Origin of the sequence: Parapedobacter tibetensis (assembly GCF_024704835.1) — a bacterium.
GTDB classification, from domain to species: Bacteria; Bacteroidota; Bacteroidia; order Sphingobacteriales; family Sphingobacteriaceae; genus Parapedobacter; species Parapedobacter tibetensis.
On the sequence record NZ_JAMXBE010000017.1, the window covers coordinates 91,020 to 109,189 of the forward strand.

At 49.2% G+C, this 18,170-nt stretch carries 14 protein-coding genes; 7 read left to right on the top strand and 7 right to left on the bottom strand.

Annotated features, from left to right (window positions below; all coding sequences use genetic code 11):
* The first annotated feature begins 17 nt into the window (after positions 1-17).
* Positions 18-2,801 carry a glycosyl hydrolase 115 family protein gene (locus NF543_RS21550; protein ID WP_257670269.1) on the top strand — a complete coding sequence of 928 codons (2,784 nt, stop codon included), beginning with the start codon at positions 18-20 and terminating at the stop codon, positions 2,799-2,801.
* A 10-nt stretch (positions 2,802-2,811) separates the two neighbouring features.
* Complete coding sequence (locus NF543_RS21555; protein ID WP_257670270.1) at positions 2,812-4,983, top strand: alpha-glucuronidase family glycosyl hydrolase; 2,172 nt, start codon at positions 2,812-2,814, stop codon at positions 4,981-4,983.
* Here NF543_RS21555 and NF543_RS21560 read toward each other — a convergent pair.
* Complete coding sequence (locus tag NF543_RS21560) at positions 4,980-5,996, bottom strand: LacI family DNA-binding transcriptional regulator (protein WP_257670271.1); 1,017 nt, start codon at positions 5,994-5,996, stop codon at positions 4,980-4,982. The two genes, NF543_RS21555 and NF543_RS21560, sit on opposite strands and share 4 nt — an antisense overlap.
* 141 nt (positions 5,997-6,137) lie before the next feature.
* Between NF543_RS21560 and NF543_RS21565 the strand changes: the two genes are divergently transcribed.
* The 3 genes from NF543_RS21565 (at position 6,138) to NF543_RS21575 (ending at position 9,650) form a co-directional block, all read left to right on the top strand.
* The gene (locus NF543_RS21565) at positions 6,138-7,625 is read left to right on the top strand and encodes a xylulokinase (protein WP_257670272.1); all 1,488 of its coding nucleotides are present in this window, start codon (positions 6,138-6,140) and stop codon (positions 7,623-7,625) included.
* Between the two features lie 34 nt (positions 7,626-7,659).
* Positions 7,660-8,991, top strand: a complete 1,332-nt coding sequence (xylA, locus tag NF543_RS21570) for a xylose isomerase (protein ID WP_257670273.1) — start codon at positions 7,660-7,662, stop codon at positions 8,989-8,991.
* Positions 8,992-9,068: 77 nt separating this feature from the next.
* Positions 9,069-9,650 (top strand): HEAT-like fold family protein, encoded by a 582-nt coding sequence (locus NF543_RS21575; RefSeq protein WP_257670274.1) that lies wholly within the window; start codon positions 9,069-9,071, stop codon positions 9,648-9,650.
* Here NF543_RS21575 and NF543_RS21580 read toward each other — a convergent pair.
* The 6 genes from NF543_RS21580 to NF543_RS21605 form a co-directional block, all read right to left on the bottom strand.
* Entirely contained in the window at positions 9,621-10,367 is a 747-nt protein-coding gene (locus tag NF543_RS21580; protein ID WP_257670275.1) for a hypothetical protein, read from the bottom strand. The genes NF543_RS21575 and NF543_RS21580 overlap by 30 nt on opposite strands.
* Before the next feature lie 101 nt (positions 10,368-10,468).
* On the bottom strand, positions 10,469-11,491 hold the full coding sequence (gene ruvB / locus NF543_RS21585; RefSeq protein ID WP_257670276.1) for a Holliday junction branch migration DNA helicase RuvB: 1,023 nt from the start codon (positions 11,489-11,491) through the stop codon (positions 10,469-10,471).
* A 77-nt stretch (positions 11,492-11,568) separates the two neighbouring features.
* On the bottom strand, positions 11,569-12,297 hold the full coding sequence (locus NF543_RS21590) for a polyprenol monophosphomannose synthase (protein ID WP_257670277.1): 729 nt from the start codon (positions 12,295-12,297) through the stop codon (positions 11,569-11,571).
* 112 nt (positions 12,298-12,409) lie between these two features.
* Positions 12,410-14,014: a peptide MFS transporter gene (locus NF543_RS21595; RefSeq protein ID WP_257670278.1), complete on the bottom strand. Its 1,605-nt coding sequence runs from the start codon at positions 14,012-14,014 to the stop codon at positions 12,410-12,412.
* A gap of 120 nt (positions 14,015-14,134) precedes the next feature.
* Positions 14,135-15,043, bottom strand: a complete 909-nt coding sequence (locus tag NF543_RS21600) for a hypothetical protein (protein WP_257957545.1) — start codon at positions 15,041-15,043, stop codon at positions 14,135-14,137.
* Between the two features lie 52 nt (positions 15,044-15,095).
* A complete protein-coding gene (locus NF543_RS21605) occupies positions 15,096-16,274 on the bottom strand; it encodes an acetyl-CoA C-acyltransferase (protein WP_257670280.1) in 1,179 nt (392 codons plus the stop codon).
* 119 nt (positions 16,275-16,393) lie between these two features.
* Here NF543_RS21605 and NF543_RS21610 point away from each other — a divergent pair, with 119 nt between their 5' ends.
* Together NF543_RS21610 and NF543_RS21615 are read left to right on the top strand one after the other, a co-directional pair.
* Entirely contained in the window at positions 16,394-17,305 is a 912-nt protein-coding gene (locus tag NF543_RS21610) for a metal ABC transporter solute-binding protein, Zn/Mn family (RefSeq protein ID WP_257670281.1), read from the top strand.
* Between the two features lie 71 nt (positions 17,306-17,376).
* On the top strand, positions 17,377-18,165 hold the full coding sequence (locus tag NF543_RS21615; RefSeq protein WP_257670282.1) for a metal ABC transporter ATP-binding protein: 789 nt from the start codon (positions 17,377-17,379) through the stop codon (positions 18,163-18,165).
* The last annotated feature ends 5 nt before the right edge of the window (positions 18,166-18,170 follow it).

Consider the following 18,170-nt stretch of genomic DNA (forward strand, 5'->3'; position numbering starts at 1 on the left):
ACAAAAACTTTTGACTTATGAGAACATTCCTCCTCTTGTTGATTGTATCTGCCGCGGTCTGCGCCGATGCATCGACCGCGGAACGCATCGTAACCACCCGCTACGTCCGCTACGCATTCCCCATCGTGAGTAATCAGGCTACGGCGACCATCATTGTTGATGACCGTGACCACAAGGGTGTCCTTCGCGCCGCCCATAGCCTGCGCGAAGACATCGAACGGGTCACGTCGGCCAACGTGCAGCTCAACGGGCACGACCGTGCCTTCGCCATCATCATCGGCACCATCGGCCGGGCGCCGTTGATCGACCGCCTGGTTGAACAGGGTAAAATCAATGTGGCCGGTATCGCCGGAAAATGGGAAAGTACACTCATCGAGGTGGTTAACCACCCAACGCCCGGCATCACCCAAGCGCTGGTCATCGCCGGAAGCGACAAACGGGGAACCATCTTCGGCATTTATGAGCTTGCCGCCCAAATCGGCGTTTCTCCCTGGCACTATTGGGCAGATGTACCCGTACGCCGGAGCGAAACGCTTTACGTGCGGAAAAGCCGCATGGCCATCCAAAGCCCAGTCGTCAAATACCGGGGGATATTCCTCAACGATGAGGCCCCTGCCCTATCGGGATGGGCAACGAAAACGTTCGGCGGCTTCAACCACCGGTTCTATGAAAAGGTTTTCGAACTGATCCTACGCCTGAAAGGCAATTTCCTATGGCCTGCGATGTGGGGCAGCGCATTCAACGATGACGACCCCCTGAACCCCGTCCTTGCCGAGGAATATGGCATCGTCATCGGCACTTCGCACCATGAACCGCTGACGCGGGCGCACGATGAATGGCGCCGCTACGGCAACGGCCCCTGGGATTACCAGAAAAACGACGCCGCCCTGCGCAACTTCTGGGAAACCGGGCTGGAACGCGTGAAAGACAAGGAAATCGTCGTTACGCTCGGCATGCGAGGCGATGGGGATGAGCCCATGACCGAAGGCACGGCGATTGCACTATTGGAGCAGATCGTGCGCGACCAACGGCAAATCATCGGAAACCTGACCCAAAAACCGGTGGAACGCACGCCCCAGGTATGGGCACTATATAAAGAGGTGCAGGACTACTATGACAAGGGCATGCGTGTACCGGACGATGTGACGCTGCTGCTCTGCGACGATAATTGGGGAAACCTGAGGCGGTTGCCCCAACCGGGGGAACAACCCCGGGAAGGAGGCTACGGCATATACTACCATTTCGATTACGTGGGTGGCCCACGTAACTATAAATGGATCAATACTAACCCTATAAAGAAAATATGGGAACAGATGACACTCGCACACGAGTATGGCGCCGACCGGTTGTGGATCGTCAACGTGGGCGACCTGAAACCCATGGAATTCCCCATTTCGTTTTTCCTCGACCTGGCCTGGAACCCGGATGCCCCTGAAATCGCCTACCTGATCGATCAGTATGGCAAATACGCCGGACGTATCAAACCCGAATTGCTGAACGCGAATACCTACAGCCTCGTCAATTACAATGAATGGGGCCGCATGGTTCGCGACTACGACGATCTGCTTTCGCGCGCGGAATACCTGCGAACGGTATTGGACGAGGCGCATCAAGATGCCTTCTACCAGCTCGTATTCCATCCCATCCAAGCCATGTGCAACGTATATGCGCTTTATGAAGCCCATGCGAAAAACAAATTGTACGCGCAACAGGGTCGGAACACGGCGAATTTTTATGCCGACGAGGTGGCCCGGATCTTTGACCGAGACGCCGGGATTACCAGGTACTATAACGACACCCTTGCGGGCGGAAAGTGGAAACACATGATGGATCAAACCCACATCGGTTACACCTATTGGCAACAGCCGGAAAAGAATGTGATGCCCGATGCCCAGCGCATTCCCGTGCCGCAAACAGGCCGGCTCGGCGTTGCCATCGAGGGCTCCGGAAAAGCTTGGGCCGGGGCTAACCGCGTGGACGATCGCTTTCCGAGGTTCAACAGCCTGAGCCGTGGAAACCACTACGTGGAACTATTCAATACCGGCAAAGAGCCGATCACCTACCACATCGATGCGCCCCCATTTGTGCTGCTCCCGCAACGGCAGGGAACCATCACCGACCCAATACGCCTGCCCATCGGCATCGATTGGGAGCGGCTGACGGACTCCATTATCGTTGCAACGGTAGAAATTTCAGGCAATGGCAACAGCCGCATCGCCTTACCCATTGAAATCGACAACCGTTTCCGCCGAGAAGAAGCCGCCAACACCTTTGTCGAAAGAAACGGCTACATCGCCATGGAAGCACTAAATTACTCCAGCGCCGCCAAACGGGCTCCGATATCCTGGAAAACGTTGGACAATTACGGCAAAACGGCTGGAGGCATTACCGCCCTTCCGCGGGCAACCGGCGACCAGATCTTGGATGAGCATACCCCACACCTGACATTTGATGTGTTCGTTGCCGATGCAGGGGAATTTAACTTGCACGCGTTTGTCTCCCCTACCCTGGATTTCAGGGACTCCGGGGGGCTCCGGTTCGCGTTGTCGGTAAACGGCGGGACGCCTGTCACCGTCAATCTGGAAAATACAACAGTCGACGACCGGTCGTGGGGCCGATCGGTGTCCGAAGGCACGCGCATCACCAAGACACCGCTTGGCTTCAAGCGCGGGAAAAACACGATCAACTACTGGCTCGTCAGCCCGGGGGTGGTCCTCCAAAAACTGGTACTGGATTTGGGTGGGTTGAAACCCAGTTTCCTCGGGCCGGAAGATACGTTCGTCGGCAGCCGAAACAATTGATGTAATGAACATGATGTACAACGTGAAGCCCTACATACACCTATTTTTCATCACCATAATGGTTGTTGCCTGCATGCCGTGCATTTTTGCGCAATCCGGCTATCGGATGTGGCTGGATTACCGGCCCTTGGACAACGACCTCGCCATCCGTTACCGTGAACAACTCCGTACACTGGTTTTTCCGATAACAGGTGAGACTGACAGCGTCGCCCATGCAGAGCTACTGGAAGCCCTAAACGGCTTGCTGGGCCATGAACCATCGCACGCCGATACGTCCAATGGACCTGGCATCCTATTGGTGGGCTCCGCTTCCACCCTTCCCGCTACCGGGCCAGTCAGCGAAGCACTAGCCCTATTGCCGGAGCATGATGATGCCTATGTCATCTACAGCGGCGTTTATGGAGAGAACCCCTGCACGGTGATTTTAGGTGGATCGGATAAAGGCGTACTCTACGGTGTATATGCATTCATCGCCTCACTCCAATGCGGTGAGGATATCACCCAGCTTTCAAAAGTTGCATGCCCGAAAATCCAGCTCCGCCTGCTCAACCATTGGGACAATTTGGATCGTACGGTTGAACGCGGCTATGCCGGATTTTCATTGTGGGATTGGCACCGGCTTCCCGGATACCGCGACCCGCGTTATACCGACTATGCAAAGGCCAATGCATCACTCGGCATCAACGGGACGGTACTCAACAATGTCAATGCCAACGCCCGCATACTCACCCAGCCGTATCTTGAAAAAGCCGCGGCTTTAGCCGATATCTTCCGCCCTTATGGCATTAAGGTTTACCTGTCCGCGCGCTTCAGTGCACCGGTGGAATTAGGTGGACTGGCCGATGCAGACCCCCACAATCCAGCTGTGCAGCGCTGGTGGAAGGAAAAGGCTTCAGAAATTTACCGGCATATTCCCGACTTCGGTGGGTTTCTAGTGAAAGCCAATTCCGAAGGCCAACCAGGGCCACAAAATTATGACCGGAACCATGCGGATGGCGCCAACCTATTGGCCGACGCACTCAAACCTTACGGCGGGGTAGTGATGTGGAGGGCATTCGTGTATGAAGACACTGAACCCGAAGACCGGGCAAAACAAGCCTACAATGAGTTTGTGCCGCTGGATGGCCAGTTCCGTGATAATGTCATCATACAGGTAAAAAATGGACCGATCGATTTCCAACCCAGGGAGCCATTCCATCCGCTTTTCGGTGTCATGCCCCAATCGCAGCTCATGATGGAATTCCAAATCACGCAGGAATACCTTGGGTTTGCGACCCATCTGGTTTATCTAGGCACGCTGTTCAGCGAAGTGCTCCAATCGGACACACATCGCCATCGCCCGAATTCCACGGTGGCTCAGGTCATCGACGGATCGATGAATCCCCAACCGCTGACAGCCATTGCTGGCGTGGCCAATACGGGCACAGCCATCAATTGGACCGGTCATCCCTTCGCGCAGGCCAATTGGTATGCATACGGACGCCTTGCCTGGGACCCCGATGTCGATGCAAGTGCCATCGCCGAGGATTGGCTGCGGCAAACCTTTGGCAACAATGATACATTTGTCCATGACGTATTGCCGCTGATGATGCGATCGCGCGAAGCGGCAGTCAACTACATGACCCCACTCGGCCTCCACCACCTGATGGGTTGGGATCACCATTATGGGCCAGGCCCTTGGATCAAAGATAAACCGCGTGCCGATTGGACTTCCGTTTATTACCATCAAGCCGACAAGGATGGAATTGGCTTTGACCGTACAGCGATCGGAAGTGATGCGCTGGGCCAATACGCCCCGGAAGTCCAGGCAAAATTCGAAAATCCGCAGACTTGCCCTGATGAATACCTACTATGGTTCCACCACCTCCCATGGGATTTCCGTATGAAATCCGGACGTACACTGTGGGACGAGCTCTGTCATCGGTACTATGGTGGTGTGGAAACTGTAGCCGCCATTCAGGCCACATGGGCCGCGCAAAAGAACCGGGTGAATAACGACACGTTTCAGGAAGTAGCCGATTTACTGGCCATGCAATACGAAGAAGCCAAGATATGGCGTAATGCCTGTGTACTGTATTTCCGGCAGTTTTCGGGTATGCCCATTCCAGATGGCCTTGAACATCCCGAACATCCGCTGGAATACTATGAAAACCTACACGTTCATGTCATACCCGGCATCTAACGCGACGAACTTTCGCGTACCAAAAGGCGGGGTTCCAGCACGATCTTTTCTGGCCTATGCTTATAGTAGTCGCCCTGCTTAAGCAATTTAAGGAACAAATGTGCCACCTCTTCCCCCATTTCCACAGTACGCTGGTCAACCGTGGAAATCGTGGGGCTCACTAAACTCGTAAACGCCTCATTGGCGAATCCCGCTACGCCAACTTGCTCGGGGATGCGTTTTCCAGCGGCCTTCAGCTCTTGTACCACCCCCATGGCTGTAAAATCCTCCAATGTGAATATGGCATCGAAATCAATTCCTTCCGCAAGTAAATCACGCACACATTGGCGACCAAATTCCAGCGAGAAATCTCCTTTGATAATAAGGCTTTCATCTACGGGAAGACCGTACTGTTTCAGTGCACCAAGGTAGCCCCGCAAACGTTCATTGAAAATATTGATGTTTCGGTATTGGTTGATGTGCACAATCCGTCGGTAGCCCGCTTTTATGAGGTGCTCTGTAGCCATGAATCCGCCCCGATAATCGTCGATGGTCACAGAAGGCACATCAAGCCCTTGTGGTACCCTATCAAAAAAAGCCAAGGGAATGTTCCGTTTCTTGATTTCATCGTATGCTCCATTGTCTTCTGTTTCCAGGGAAATAGAGGCAATAATACCATCCGCTCGCGAGCGAAGGAAGGTGTCTATCCCTTTGCTTTCCTGTTTAGCGGATTCCTGCGATTGGTAGAGTAGAATGGTATACCCATTTTCATTCATCACCCCCTCTATGCCATGTACAACCGAGCTAAAAAAACTCACGTCGAGTCGAGGTACCAAAATGCCGATGATCTTTGTTTTGCCAGAACGTAAGGATGAGGCTACCTTATTTGGGCTGTATCCAAGTCGATCAGCTGTCTCACGCACGGCCTTTTTGGTAGCGACACTAATGGCCGGATGGTCGTTGAGCGCCCGGGCTACGGTGGAGAATGTAATGTCAAGTTCCTTAGCGATATCTAGAATGGTAATTTTTTTCAAGGTACAAAGTGGTTATACATGGTTGGTGAAAGTACCATCCACAAAATTCAAACAAAAATAAAGATAGATTTTGGAAATCGGAAGGAATATCTTACCTTTATGCCAACGTTAGCATTATTATGAAACCTAGTTGATTTTGCCATGTTGTTATTAGGTATTGATATCGGTACATCGTCCATTAAGGTATCTGTGGTGGATGCAAACACCCAGACGTGCATTGCAGCCGCCCGTTATCCAGAAGACCACGAGAATAGTATCCGTTCCGTTTTACCAGGGTGGGCCGAGCAAGCACCCGACATGTGGTGGGAGCAAGTGGTACTCGCCATCCGTAAACTTACTTCCAACGCTTCCTTCAGGGCGCAAGACATTGGAGCCATCGGAATAGCCTACCAAATGCACGGACTAGTGGTGGTCGATAAAAATGGGGACGCCCTAAGGAACTCCATCATCTGGTGCGATAGTCGCGCAGTGGATATTGGGGAAGACGCTTTTGCCAAAATCGGCCAACAGCATGCCTTGGAGCACCTATTGAATTCGCCTGGTAATTTCACGGCCTCAAAGTGGGCATGGGTAAAGGCAAATGAACCTGAAACCTACAGCAAAGCCCATAAAATCATGCTTCCCGGCGACTATATCGGCCTGCAATTGACCGGTTCTGCTACTACTAGCATATCAGCCCTCTCCGAGGGTATTTTTTGGGATTTCAAGGACAACCGCATTTCCGCTGATGTCATTCAGCATTTTGGTTTTGATGACGCCATATTCCCAGAAATCAAACCACTATTTGGCGAACATGGCACTTTACGGCGGGATGTGGCCGCAACACTGGGTTTAGCGCCGGGCATTCCCGTATGCTACAAAGCGGGCGACCAGCCCAACAATGCACTATCGCTTAATGTCTTACAGCCTGGGGAAGTAGCGGCCACGGCAGGCACGTCAGGCGTCATTTACGCAGTGAGTGACCAGCTGGTATATGACCAGGCATCTCGCATAAACACCTTTGCTCATGTAAATCATACACCCGATGTAACGCGGACAGGCGTACTATTATGCATAAACGGCACAGGTATACTCAACCGATGGGTAAAGGAGCATTTTGGGCATGGTATAGATTACCAACAAATGAATACCCTGGGAAAAGCGGTGAGCCCCGGAAGTAATGGCCTTAAAATCCTTCCTTTTGGCAATGGTGCCGAACGCATCCTCAACAACAAAATTCTCGGTGCCCAATTCATTGATCTCGATTTCAATGCTCATGGACGCTCGCATATCTTCAGGGCATCACAGGAAGGCATTGCTTATGCCTTCCGTTATGGGCTGGATATCATCCGAGAAAATGGCATGCACCCATCCATCATCCGCGCCGGACGCGCAAACATGTTCCTCAGCGAACTATTTACGGATATTTTCGTGAATGTGACCCGCATACCTGTAGAACTTTATGAAAATGATGGCAGTGTGGGGGCCGCGCTGGGGGCTGGTATTGGTTCGGGTATCTTCACTTCGACCGCCGAGGCATTCAGCCAGTTGAAAGCCTTGAAAACCGTAGAACCGCAAGCATCCAGCTTTTACGAAGATCTTTACCACGAGTGGCAGGAATTGTTGGTTAGCCAATTAAATCGCGCATAAAAAATAATCTATAAACTCATAAACATAAAAACTCATGTCAAACGTACTTATCGGAGATAGCGAATATTTCAAAGGAATCGGTAAAATCGTATACGAAGGCCCCGAATCGGACAACCCTTTTGCCTACCGCTGGTATGATGCTAGCAAGGTCGTAGCAGGTAAAACCATGGAAGAACATCTGCGGTTTGCTGTAGCTTACTGGCATTCGTTTAATGGCGATGGTAGCGATCCTTTTGGCGGACCGACATTATTTTTCCCCTGGAACAAAAGCAATGATGTCATCCAACGCGCAAAAGACAAGATGGATGCAGCTTTTGAATTTTTCACCAAAATTGGTATGCCTTATTATTGTTTCCATGATGTCGATGTGGTGGACTACGGCGATGATGTGGTTGAGAATGAGAAAAGGCTCCAAACGTTGGTAGACTATGCTAAAGAAAAACAGGCAGCTAGTGGAGTAAAGCTGCTGTGGGGTACGGCCAACCTGTTTTCGCACAAACGCTATATGAACGGGGCGGCCACCAATCCGGATTTTGCCGTGGTGGCGCACGCGGGTGCACAGATCAAAGCGGCCTTGGATGCTACGATTGCGCTCAATGGTGAAAATTACGTCTTCTGGGGCGGTCGAGAAGGATATATGACATTGCTAAACACCGACATGAAGCGGGAACAGGAACACCTTGCCCGCATGCTGCACGTCGCCAAGGACTATGCGCGTGGCCAAGGATTCCAGGGCACATTTTTTATCGAGCCCAAGCCTTGTGAGCCCACCAAGCACCAATACGATTACGATGCGGCCACCGTCATCAGTTTCCTGCGGCAATATGACCTACTCGAAGACTTCAAGCTCAACCTCGAAGTGAACCATGCCACGCTGGCTGGGCACACCTTCCAACACGAATTGCAGGTGGCAGCCGACGCCGGTTTGCTTGGATCGATGGACGCCAACCGTGGTGACTACCAAAACGGCTGGGATACCGACCAGTTTCCGAACAACATCAATGAACTGACCGAATGCATGCTCATCATCCTTGAAGCGGGTGGTTTCACAGGCGGAGGAATTAACTTCGATGCCAAGGTACGCCGCAATTCCACGAATCGCGCCGACCTCTTCCACGCGCATATTGGAGGCGCTGATATGTTTGCCCGTGCGCTGATTGCGGCCGATAATATCCTTCAAAAATCAGACTACCGCAAATTAAGGGCCCACCGTTACGCGTCATTTGACGCCGGAAAGGGCAAAGACTTTGAAGAAGACAAGCTCACCCTATCCGACTTGCGAAACATCGCGGCGGCATCGGGCGAACCCGAAACGATCAGCGGCAAGCAAGAATTCTTTGAGAATTTGGTGAATCGTTATATCTAACCTGTTTGAAACCCCATAGGTTTGCCCTGAACAGTTGCCAGTGCATAAACCTCTGGGGTTATGCTTAGCCGATTATCATGGACAAGCAAACACTCATCAATCGGTTAGCTACCACATTGACCAAGACCAAAGTGCCGGATTTGGCAACCTTGGGTGAAGATACGATTCCTGTCGTTTTGCTGCATGAGGTGTGTTTCTATGAAAAAAACGAATCCATTGCTTTTCGTGCTGCTTGGGTATTGGAGTACATTGCCATTCAGTATCCCGAAAGCTTCATGCCTGCTTTCCATAACTTTATCGATCACCTGCATGATCAGCGAAACAGCAGCTGCCAGCGGCATTTCACCAAAATATTGATGCAGATTACCCATCCAAGAACCTCAATGCCATTTCAAGGTGTTTACAAGGGAATTGACCGAGCGCGTTTGGTGGAGATTGTTTTCGAATGGCTTATTGATCCCGATACGCCAGTGGCCGTACAAGTGAATTGCATGGATATCCTGTTTAATATGAGCAAGGAATTTAGTTGGATAAGAGACGAACTGAAAAACCAAGTTGAATTCTTCATGCGAGACGGTTCGGCAGCCATGCAAAGCCGGGGCAAAAAGATATTGGATAAACTAAAAAAATCAAAACCGGAGGTTGACCCCAATGGTTAGGAAGCTATACACATCCTTACTGTCATTTCCTGGATAGGTGCCACTATAGCCATCCAGCTCATCATCCAAGGAAAAGTTGAGCTGACCACAGATGATCAAATTCCATATATAAGAATCAAGGAGATTGGGTTTCAGGCTATGGAGTGGGAGTTCCAATCCAACATTGGTGCTCATGATATAACTGAGTCCATAATCCTTCCCTTGATGGGTTGGCGACACACTACTACTTCCGTTTGAATTGGTATATCCGGCCCTGTCGTTGTCCCATTGCAGACTATAAACCGCCCCTACCCCTGCTCCTGCATATACGCTGTTGACCACACGCTTGCCATACGATTGGCGGTACTCAATCCGCCGCAGGTGGTCGTCTTGGAGGTATTTAAACGGTTGGAAATTGACCCCGATGATAGCGGCATGGAAGAGGTTGGTACTTCTGCGGCGCAAGCCATCAACGCTAGCATTGTCTTCTCCCCGCAATAAGCCTTCCTGCAACTCCAGTCCTATACTTACTCCATGGGTGAGAAAATAATTCCCCCTTAAGTATACTCCCCCACCAAGTTGCCGATTATCCAAATCGCCATAGAGTTGGGTAGCGCCCAATCCCGCCGTAACCGAGTAACGGAAATACGGAATGGGTGATTCATTTCCAAATTGGGCTTTTGTAAGAAGGGGGAAGGTTAGGATGCAGAAAATAATATACGGACAGTTTCTTCTCATCGTTACAGTGTAAGGGTATGTGGTTAATTACCAAAGCAATCACCCATCAATACTTATACCAGTTTTCAGCTTTTTATAAAAAAATAAATGGATACCCCCAATTAAAACAAGGTATTTCCCTTCGAATGACTGGTTTTTCCTAAATGTTTGTATGCTAATTCGGTGCATTCTCTCCCCCGGGAAGTTCGCATCAGGTAACCTTCCTGTATAAGAAAAGGTTCATATACTTCCTCAATAGTACCTTCATCTTCCCCAACGGCCGTAGCGATGGTTTTGACACCGACCGGCCCGCCCTTGAATTTGTCAATGATGGTGGTCAATATCCGGTTATCCATTTCATCCAAGCCGTGTTCATCCACATTTAGGGCATTCAACGCATATTGAGCAATAGGGATATCAATTTTTCCATCGCCCTTTATCTGGGCAAAATCACGTGTGCGTCGTAGTAAGGCATTCGCTATTCGGGGTGTTCCCCTACTCCTGCGGGCAATTTCAAAAGCCCCTTCGTCTGTAATGGGGGTACGGAGAATCTCGGCCGACCGGAGCACGATGGTAGTAAGTAGCTTGGCATCATAGTATTCCAACCTTGCATTGATGCCAAATCTTGCCCGAAGCGGCGCTGTGAGCAATCCTGAGCGGGTGGTGGCTCCCACCAAGGTAAACGGATTGAGCGTAATTTGTACTGACCGTGCATTAGGCCCGGTTTCAAGCATGATATCAATCTTGAAATCTTCCATAGCCGAGTATAGGTATTCTTCGACCACCGGACTTAGACGGTGTATTTCGTCGATAAAGAGAATGTCCCCTTCTCCTAAGTTGGTCAATAGTCCCGCTAGATCGCCAGGCTTATCCAATACCGGGCCAGAGGTGATTTTGATTCCTGCCCCCATTTCATTGGCGATGATGTATGAAAGTGTAGTCTTGCCGAGGCCTGGTGGGCCATGAAGCAATACATGATCCAACGCTTCACCCCGTAATTTGGCCGCCTGCACAAATACCCTGAGATTTGCCAAGATTTTTTGCTGCCCAGTGAAATCTTCAAATACCTGTGGGCGTAGCACTTTCTCCAGCTCACGCTCAGTATTAGATAACCTTTCGGGATTGGGATCCAAATGTTCGTTCATTTTTTCTGCTTGCTGATGCGCGAAATTGCTTACCTGCTGATTCGTCTATTCGCCAATTTGCCAATCCACGAATCAACCTATCTTTTATATTTCCTAAACCAACTACTCACCTTCATCTGTATTACGCCAAAAAAGGCTTCCCTGAAAATATGCGTACTCATCTTAGATGTGCCTTCCGTGCGGTCCGTAAAGATAATCGGTATCTCTACCACATGGAATCCATACTTGATGGTCGTGAATTTCATTTCGATTTGGAACGCATATCCTACGAACCTTATTCGATCAAGCGATATGGTTTCCAGCACGTTACGTTTATAGCATACAAAACCTGCTGTCGTATCCCTTACGGCTATCCCCGTGATCCATCGCACATATGCCGAAGCAAAGTATGACATCAACACCCTACTCATTGGCCAGTTGACCACATTCACACCTTTGATGTACCGCGACCCAATGGCCATGTCTGCACCAGACGCACAGGCATTGCGGAGTCGCGGCAAATCATCAGGGTTATGCGAAAAATCCGCATCCATCTCGAAAATGTATTCATATTTCTTCGCAACACACCAGTGAAACCCATGGATATAAGCGGTACCTAAACCTAATTTGTCTCTCCGCTCCTCCAAAAATAATTGGCCAGGAAATTCCTCCTGTAATCGATTCACAATAGCTCCGGTACCATCGGGTGAACTATCGTCTACCACCAGTACATGAAAAGGTTCGGCTTGCGAAAACACCTTTCGGATAATCTTTTCAATGTTTTCTTTTTCATTGTATGTAGGGATGATAACGATACTGTCTGACACTGCCGATTATAATTTGTCGGGTAAAGGTAACGAATATAAGCAAAAGGTTGAATACAAAAATACCGTTACAGTATGTAGACTGTAACGGTATTCCAAGCATCACTGCAATACGCTAGTGGATACCGTGCATCATACGCCTCAACAATGGAGAAACCGCAATAAGTATCAATCCTGCAATACCGGGTATGACTGCAAAAATTAAGAAGAAGGTCGAGAGGGAATATGCTTCGCTAATTTTATCAATAAGGCTTCCCGACATACCTGCCAACCAGTTTGCGATCGCGGTGCATAGAAACCATATGCCAAAAATCAGCCCAACGAACTTTTTGGGAGAAAGTTTGCTCATATACGATAATCCAACAGGTGATACACATAACTCACCGGACGTGTGGAAAAAATAAGCAAGTATCAGCCAAATCATACTTACTTGAGCTGTCGCCGCGCCTTGGGGAATATCCCTGCTCCCATAAGCTAGAGCTGCGAAGCCGATACCTAAAAGGACAAGGCCAATCGCAAATTTTATCGGTCCGGTTGGGTTAAACACCTTTTCCCAAACTTTGCTAAATGGCGCAGCCAGTGTAATTATAAAAAAAGAATTAAGGATTTGAAACCACGATGCAGCTACTTCAGTTTCCAATGCATAAAATTCGCGTTGGACTTTCCAGATGCCTAAAACCCAAATCACGACGAAGCTTAACGCGGTGAAGAATATGGATAATGGATATTCGGAAAAAATTTTCTTCGCCAGCGAAAAAAGCACCCACGAAACAATCAGCAACGGAAAAATTGTCAAGGCAGCGTCCACCCACTTGAAGGTAAGCGCAGTATTTCCCATCAATACGCGTTCCGTATAATCTTTCGCGAAAATGTTCATGGATCCGCCGGCCTGCTCAAAGGCCATCCAAAAGAAAATACTTGATAAGGAGAGTACGAAGATGACAATCAGCCTGTCTCTAACCACATGATGAGGCAGGCCCTTTACTTCCACATCATCATCCAGGCTGCTTGCAGCATCTCCTGTTTCCTCGCGTTTAAGCGTTTCTTTGGGTGATTCGCCCAACACCCCGAAAATACGCTGCGCAAAATAAAACTGAAGCATCCCGAAAAACATGAAAACACCAGCCAATCCAAAACCATAGTGCCATCCTATTTTCTCACCGATATATCCGCAGAGCAGCATACCGAGGAATGCACCAGCATTGATACCCATATAAAAAATGGTATAGGCAGCATCCTTCTTCTTGCTATTGTCCGGATAAAGTTGCCCAACGATAGAAGAAATATTCGGTTTGAACAGGCCGTTGCCCAAAATCATGAGCGCTAGCCCCATATAGAAAAAGCTCGTCCCTACCGTTTCCAACGCCATGGACGCATGGCCAAGTGTCATGATTAATGCCCCCAGGATGACCGCCTTACGGTATCCCGTTAGTCGATCTGCGATAAACCCACCGATAAGCGGCGTGAGGTAAACCAAGCCGGTATACCAACCATACAACTGCATGGCATCTTCCCGTGACCATTCCCACCCCCCGCTACTCAGCTCGGACACCAAAAAAAGTGTTAAGAGCGCTCGCATGCCGTAGTAACTGAACCGCTCCCACATCTCCGTGAAAAACAGCACGAACAACCCTACTGGATGCTCAAATATAGACTTAGTACTTACCCTGTTCTTAATGAGGTGTTCGTTCAATTGTTCATCTTGTTGTATTTGTTGCATAATACGATATTAGGTGTTATTATCTAAATGGTCTCTGTTAAGGCCTAAGCTGCAAATAAAACAAACTTTTTGGGATTTTTCCTGAAAGTTATTGAAAATAATAGTCTATCAAATCGGTATTTATTGTGGGGGAAGGCCACTTTTCGGATGGTTTGAAGGTTTTCTTGGATCATTATACTGTTCATCCTTTGAATCGGGTAGATTCATCAATGGTATATCCGAAACAAGTACCAGCCTGCCTTTTTCCAATTTCCAGGCATCGTAGGTCATATCCGGTCCATACTGCTCGTACTGTTCTTTGTATCGGACATCGGCAGGCGCCAAGTGGTCCATCACAATTCGGTGTTCCAATGTATCATAGTCGAGATGCATACTGGCCTGTCTATTATACCGATATATCATACGGGTATTTTGCCCAGTATCACCGCCTTCAAAGATGGATTTGCCCAGTCGCGCACTATCGCTCCCTATATGCAGCACCTCGATTACCTTCTGCGTCATGTTCGGCGTATATCCTTTCCAGCCAAGTAACACATAGTCATTACCAAGTGGGATTATGCGGTAGTACTGGGCACCGTACCATTCACTGCTAGCGGTAATCGCCATTTCAGGCGCCTTCATTTCATAGGTCTTGTCCAGCAGCGGATACATCTTGAGGCGGCCATCTGTTGTGTTTAACTGGATGGTTCCATAATAAAGGAAGGAGCCATCATTCAGTTGGATATGCCAGGAGAATATCCTGAATTTGTCATCAGGAGATTTGAGAATAGAGACCATATCTACGGAATCAAACGGAAAGGAATAGGAATGCGGTGTTTGCAAGGCTGACACCAAGGTTTTGACAAAAGTGAAATTGGCTTTCAGCCGTTCTGGTTCACTGGGTTCATTATACATGATATGCCCCAATTTTACGAGGCTGTCTTGAAGTATATGAACTTCCCCGCGATTATCCACCTGCCCATTGGCATAGAGCACCGTAACACATGCAAATAATACCGTGGAATGAATCCGTCGCATCAATATACCCATTTCTCTCTAGACTGTATGCATATCGGGCATCTCGTAAATCTAAAATCGTAAATCATCCCATCCTTTCCACCACCAAGGCACTCGCCCCTCCCCCGCCGTTGCAAATACCGACCACACCAATCCGGCCATTGTTTTGTGCTAACACGGAAAGCAAGGTCACCACGATACGTGCGCCCGAGGCACCCAATGGATGGCCAAGGGAAACTGCACCGCCATTGATGTTGACCTTATCCGGCGATAATCCTAACGCTTGGTTATTGGCGATGGATACCACCGAAAAGGCTTCGTTTATCTCATAGAAATCCACTTCATCGGCGCCAATGCCCGCATGTTGCAATGCACGGGGGATTGCTTTGGATGGGGCCGTGGTAAACCATTCGGGAGCCTGCTGCGCATCCCCATATCCACGTATACGCGCCAAAGGCTGTAGCCCCAACTCCTTGAGTTTCGCTTCGCTTACTAATACCAATGCCGCGGCCCCATCGTTGAGCGTAGAGGCATTGGCAGCCGTGACCGTTCCATCCTTTTTGAACACAGGCTTTAGATCCAGTATTTTATCGAATTTCACGGCGTGAATTTCTTCGTCCTCACCTACTAATGTCACCTCTCCCTTTCGGCCCTTGATTTCCACGGGGATAATTTCACCGGCAAACTTGCCTGACTGCTGCGCGGCCTGCGACCGCTTGTAGGACTCGATGGCATAGGCATCCTGCTCATCTCGACCAATGCCACATTCCGAGGCACAAAGTTCTGCCGCTGAACCCATGTGATAGTCATTGTACACATCCCAAAGCCCATCTTTCACCAGTCCATCCGTCACTGCACCATGCCCAAGCCGATAGCCCGTCCGCGCCTTATCCAAGTAATATGGCACATTGCTCATGCTTTCCATACCACCGGCCACCACGATGTCATTTATGCCCAACGCGATACCCTGAGCCGCCAACATGATTGCTTTCGCACCAGATGCACATACTTTATTCACCGTTGTTGCAGGGATATCGGGCAATCCGGCAAACTTAGCTGCCTGCGTGGCGGGTGCCTGTCCCAAGCTAGCCGATAATACATTGCCAAAATAAACTTCCTGAATATGATCAGCAGAAAACCCGGTACGACGTACTGCTTCCCGGATTGCAATCCCGCCCAATTGGGTAGCAGACAAGGTCGATAGGCTGCCCCCGAAACTTCCGATGGGTGTCCTTACAGCCGAAACAATATATACTTCTTGCATAAGAATCCTAATTGATTAGACAATTCAAAGGTATGAAAATAACCCCATACTCCCGAATAGTTAAAAATAACTTACAAAAAATGTTAGATTAGTCTAAATTTTGTATTTTTGCTTTTGATATGGAGAGAATTTGTTATTTCCTTACTATCGTATGGCTATTCGGTTGCCTATCCTGTCGACCACCATTGAGCAGCAACGTACCTGAAGGGAAACCTCATATATTGGCTACCACAGGAATGATAGCCGACATGCTTCGCCATATCACAGGAGATTCGGCCATTGTAGAAGCCATCATGGGTCCCGGTGTCGATCCGCATTTATATAAGGCCAGCCAAGGCGATTTGCGCAAAATACTGGATGCAGATTACCTATTTTACAATGGGCTACACCTCGAGGGTAAACTGGGTCGTATCCTTGAAAAGCAGCAACGGGTCAAACCCGTGATTGCGCTGGGCGATGGGCTTCCGGATTTGATTGAAGTGACGGAAAACACCTATGACCCCCATATCTGGTTTGATGTATCGCTTTGGAAGGCGGCCACGGCCGGTGCAGTGGCGCAATTGGTTAAGCTCGATAGTAAGCATGCCGTTTATTACGAAGCTAATGCCTATGCATACATGACCCAATTGGATTCACTGGATAACTGGGTACGTTCACGCATCAATACCATACCTGAGGAAAAAAGAGTGCTCATTACAGCCCATGATGCCTTCAGCTACTTTGGCCGCGCATACGGCATTGAGGTAAGGGGATTGCAAGGCATTTCCACCCTCTCGGAATTTGGGTTACGGGATGTATCCGGTTTGGTTGATTACATCGTGGCACACCAGATTCCGGCAGTATTTGTCGAAAGTTCGGTATCAGACAGGTCATTGAAAGCCGTATTGGCTGGTGTAAACGAGCGTGGAGGCCGTGTACGTATCGGAGGAAACCTGTTTTCAGATGCCATGGGCAAACCGGATACCCCTGAAGGCACTTATATTGGCATGGTAAAATATAATGTCAACACGATTGTGGAGGCACTAAAATAATTAGAACGCTGATGATACAGATTAAACAGCCCATCCCGTGTCATCTGCGTTCCATTTAAAAAAATCGAGCTATGATTATACATGCAAAAGAACCGGTATTGGAGGTACATGACCTTACCGTAAGTTATTCACGCAAACCCGTGCTTTGGGGTATTGATTTCACCCTTCCATCAGGCTGTATAGCGGGTGTTGTTGGACCCAATGGGGCGGGCAAATCCACTTTACTTAAAACAATCATGGGGCTGATACCACCTTCGAGTGGATATGTCAAACTCTTTGGGCACCCCTTGGAAGAGGTGAGACATCGTGTAAGCTATGTGCCGCAACGCGAATCAGTCGACTGGGACTTTCCGGTTTCCGTATTGGATGTGGTACTGATGGGCCGCTATGGTAAGATGGGACTGCTACGCAATCCAGACCGGCAGGATAAAGCCATGGCCATGGACTGCCTGGATAAAATGGGGATGTCAGCATTTGCAAAAAGACAAATATCCCAGTTATCGGGTGGGCAGCAGCAGCGTGTTTTTCTAGCCAGGGCATTGGCACAAGAGGCCGATATCTACTTCATGGACGAACCTTTTGCCGGCGTGGACGCGGCTACCGAACAAGCCATCATCACTTTGCTTCGGGACATGGCAGCTGCCAACAAAACCATTATCGTAGTGCATCATGATTTACAGTCGGCACGCGATTATTTCGACTGGATTATCTTGCTCAATATGCGCTTAGTGGCTGGCGGACCGACGGGCGAGGTCTTTACGGATGAAATGATACAACAAGCCTATGGAGGTAGGCTAAATTTACTGGCGCAAGTGGGTGACATGATGGAAAAACGGGCTTTCCCCACTAGAGAACCCTAATTAAA

Excerpts from the sequence above, each read along its gene's own strand:
- NF543_RS21550 (WP_257670269.1), top strand. The coding sequence starts at position 18 with ATGAGAACATTCCTCCTCTTGTTGATTGTATCTGCCGCGGTCTGCGCC.
- NF543_RS21555 (WP_257670270.1), top strand. The coding sequence starts at position 2,812 with ATGATGTACAACGTGAAGCCCTACATACACCTATTTTTCATCACCATA.
- NF543_RS21565 (WP_257670272.1), top strand. The coding sequence starts at position 6,138 with ATGTTGTTATTAGGTATTGATATCGGTACATCGTCCATTAAGGTATCT.
- xylA (WP_257670273.1), top strand. The coding sequence starts at position 7,660 with ATGTCAAACGTACTTATCGGAGATAGCGAATATTTCAAAGGAATCGGT.
- NF543_RS21575 (WP_257670274.1), top strand. The coding sequence starts at position 9,069 with ATGGACAAGCAAACACTCATCAATCGGTTAGCTACCACATTGACCAAG.
- NF543_RS21580 (WP_257670275.1), bottom strand. The coding sequence starts at position 10,367 with ATGAGAAGAAACTGTCCGTATATTATTTTCTGCATCCTAACCTTCCCC.
- ruvB (WP_257670276.1), bottom strand. The coding sequence starts at position 11,491 with ATGAACGAACATTTGGATCCCAATCCCGAAAGGTTATCTAATACTGAG.
- NF543_RS21595 (WP_257670278.1), bottom strand. The coding sequence starts at position 14,014 with ATGCAACAAATACAACAAGATGAACAATTGAACGAACACCTCATTAAG.
- NF543_RS21600 (WP_257957545.1), bottom strand. The coding sequence starts at position 15,043 with ATGGGTATATTGATGCGACGGATTCATTCCACGGTATTATTTGCATGT.
- NF543_RS21605 (WP_257670280.1), bottom strand. The coding sequence starts at position 16,274 with ATGCAAGAAGTATATATTGTTTCGGCTGTAAGGACACCCATCGGAAGT.
- NF543_RS21610 (WP_257670281.1), top strand. The coding sequence starts at position 16,394 with ATGGAGAGAATTTGTTATTTCCTTACTATCGTATGGCTATTCGGTTGC.
- NF543_RS21615 (WP_257670282.1), top strand. The coding sequence starts at position 17,377 with ATGATTATACATGCAAAAGAACCGGTATTGGAGGTACATGACCTTACC.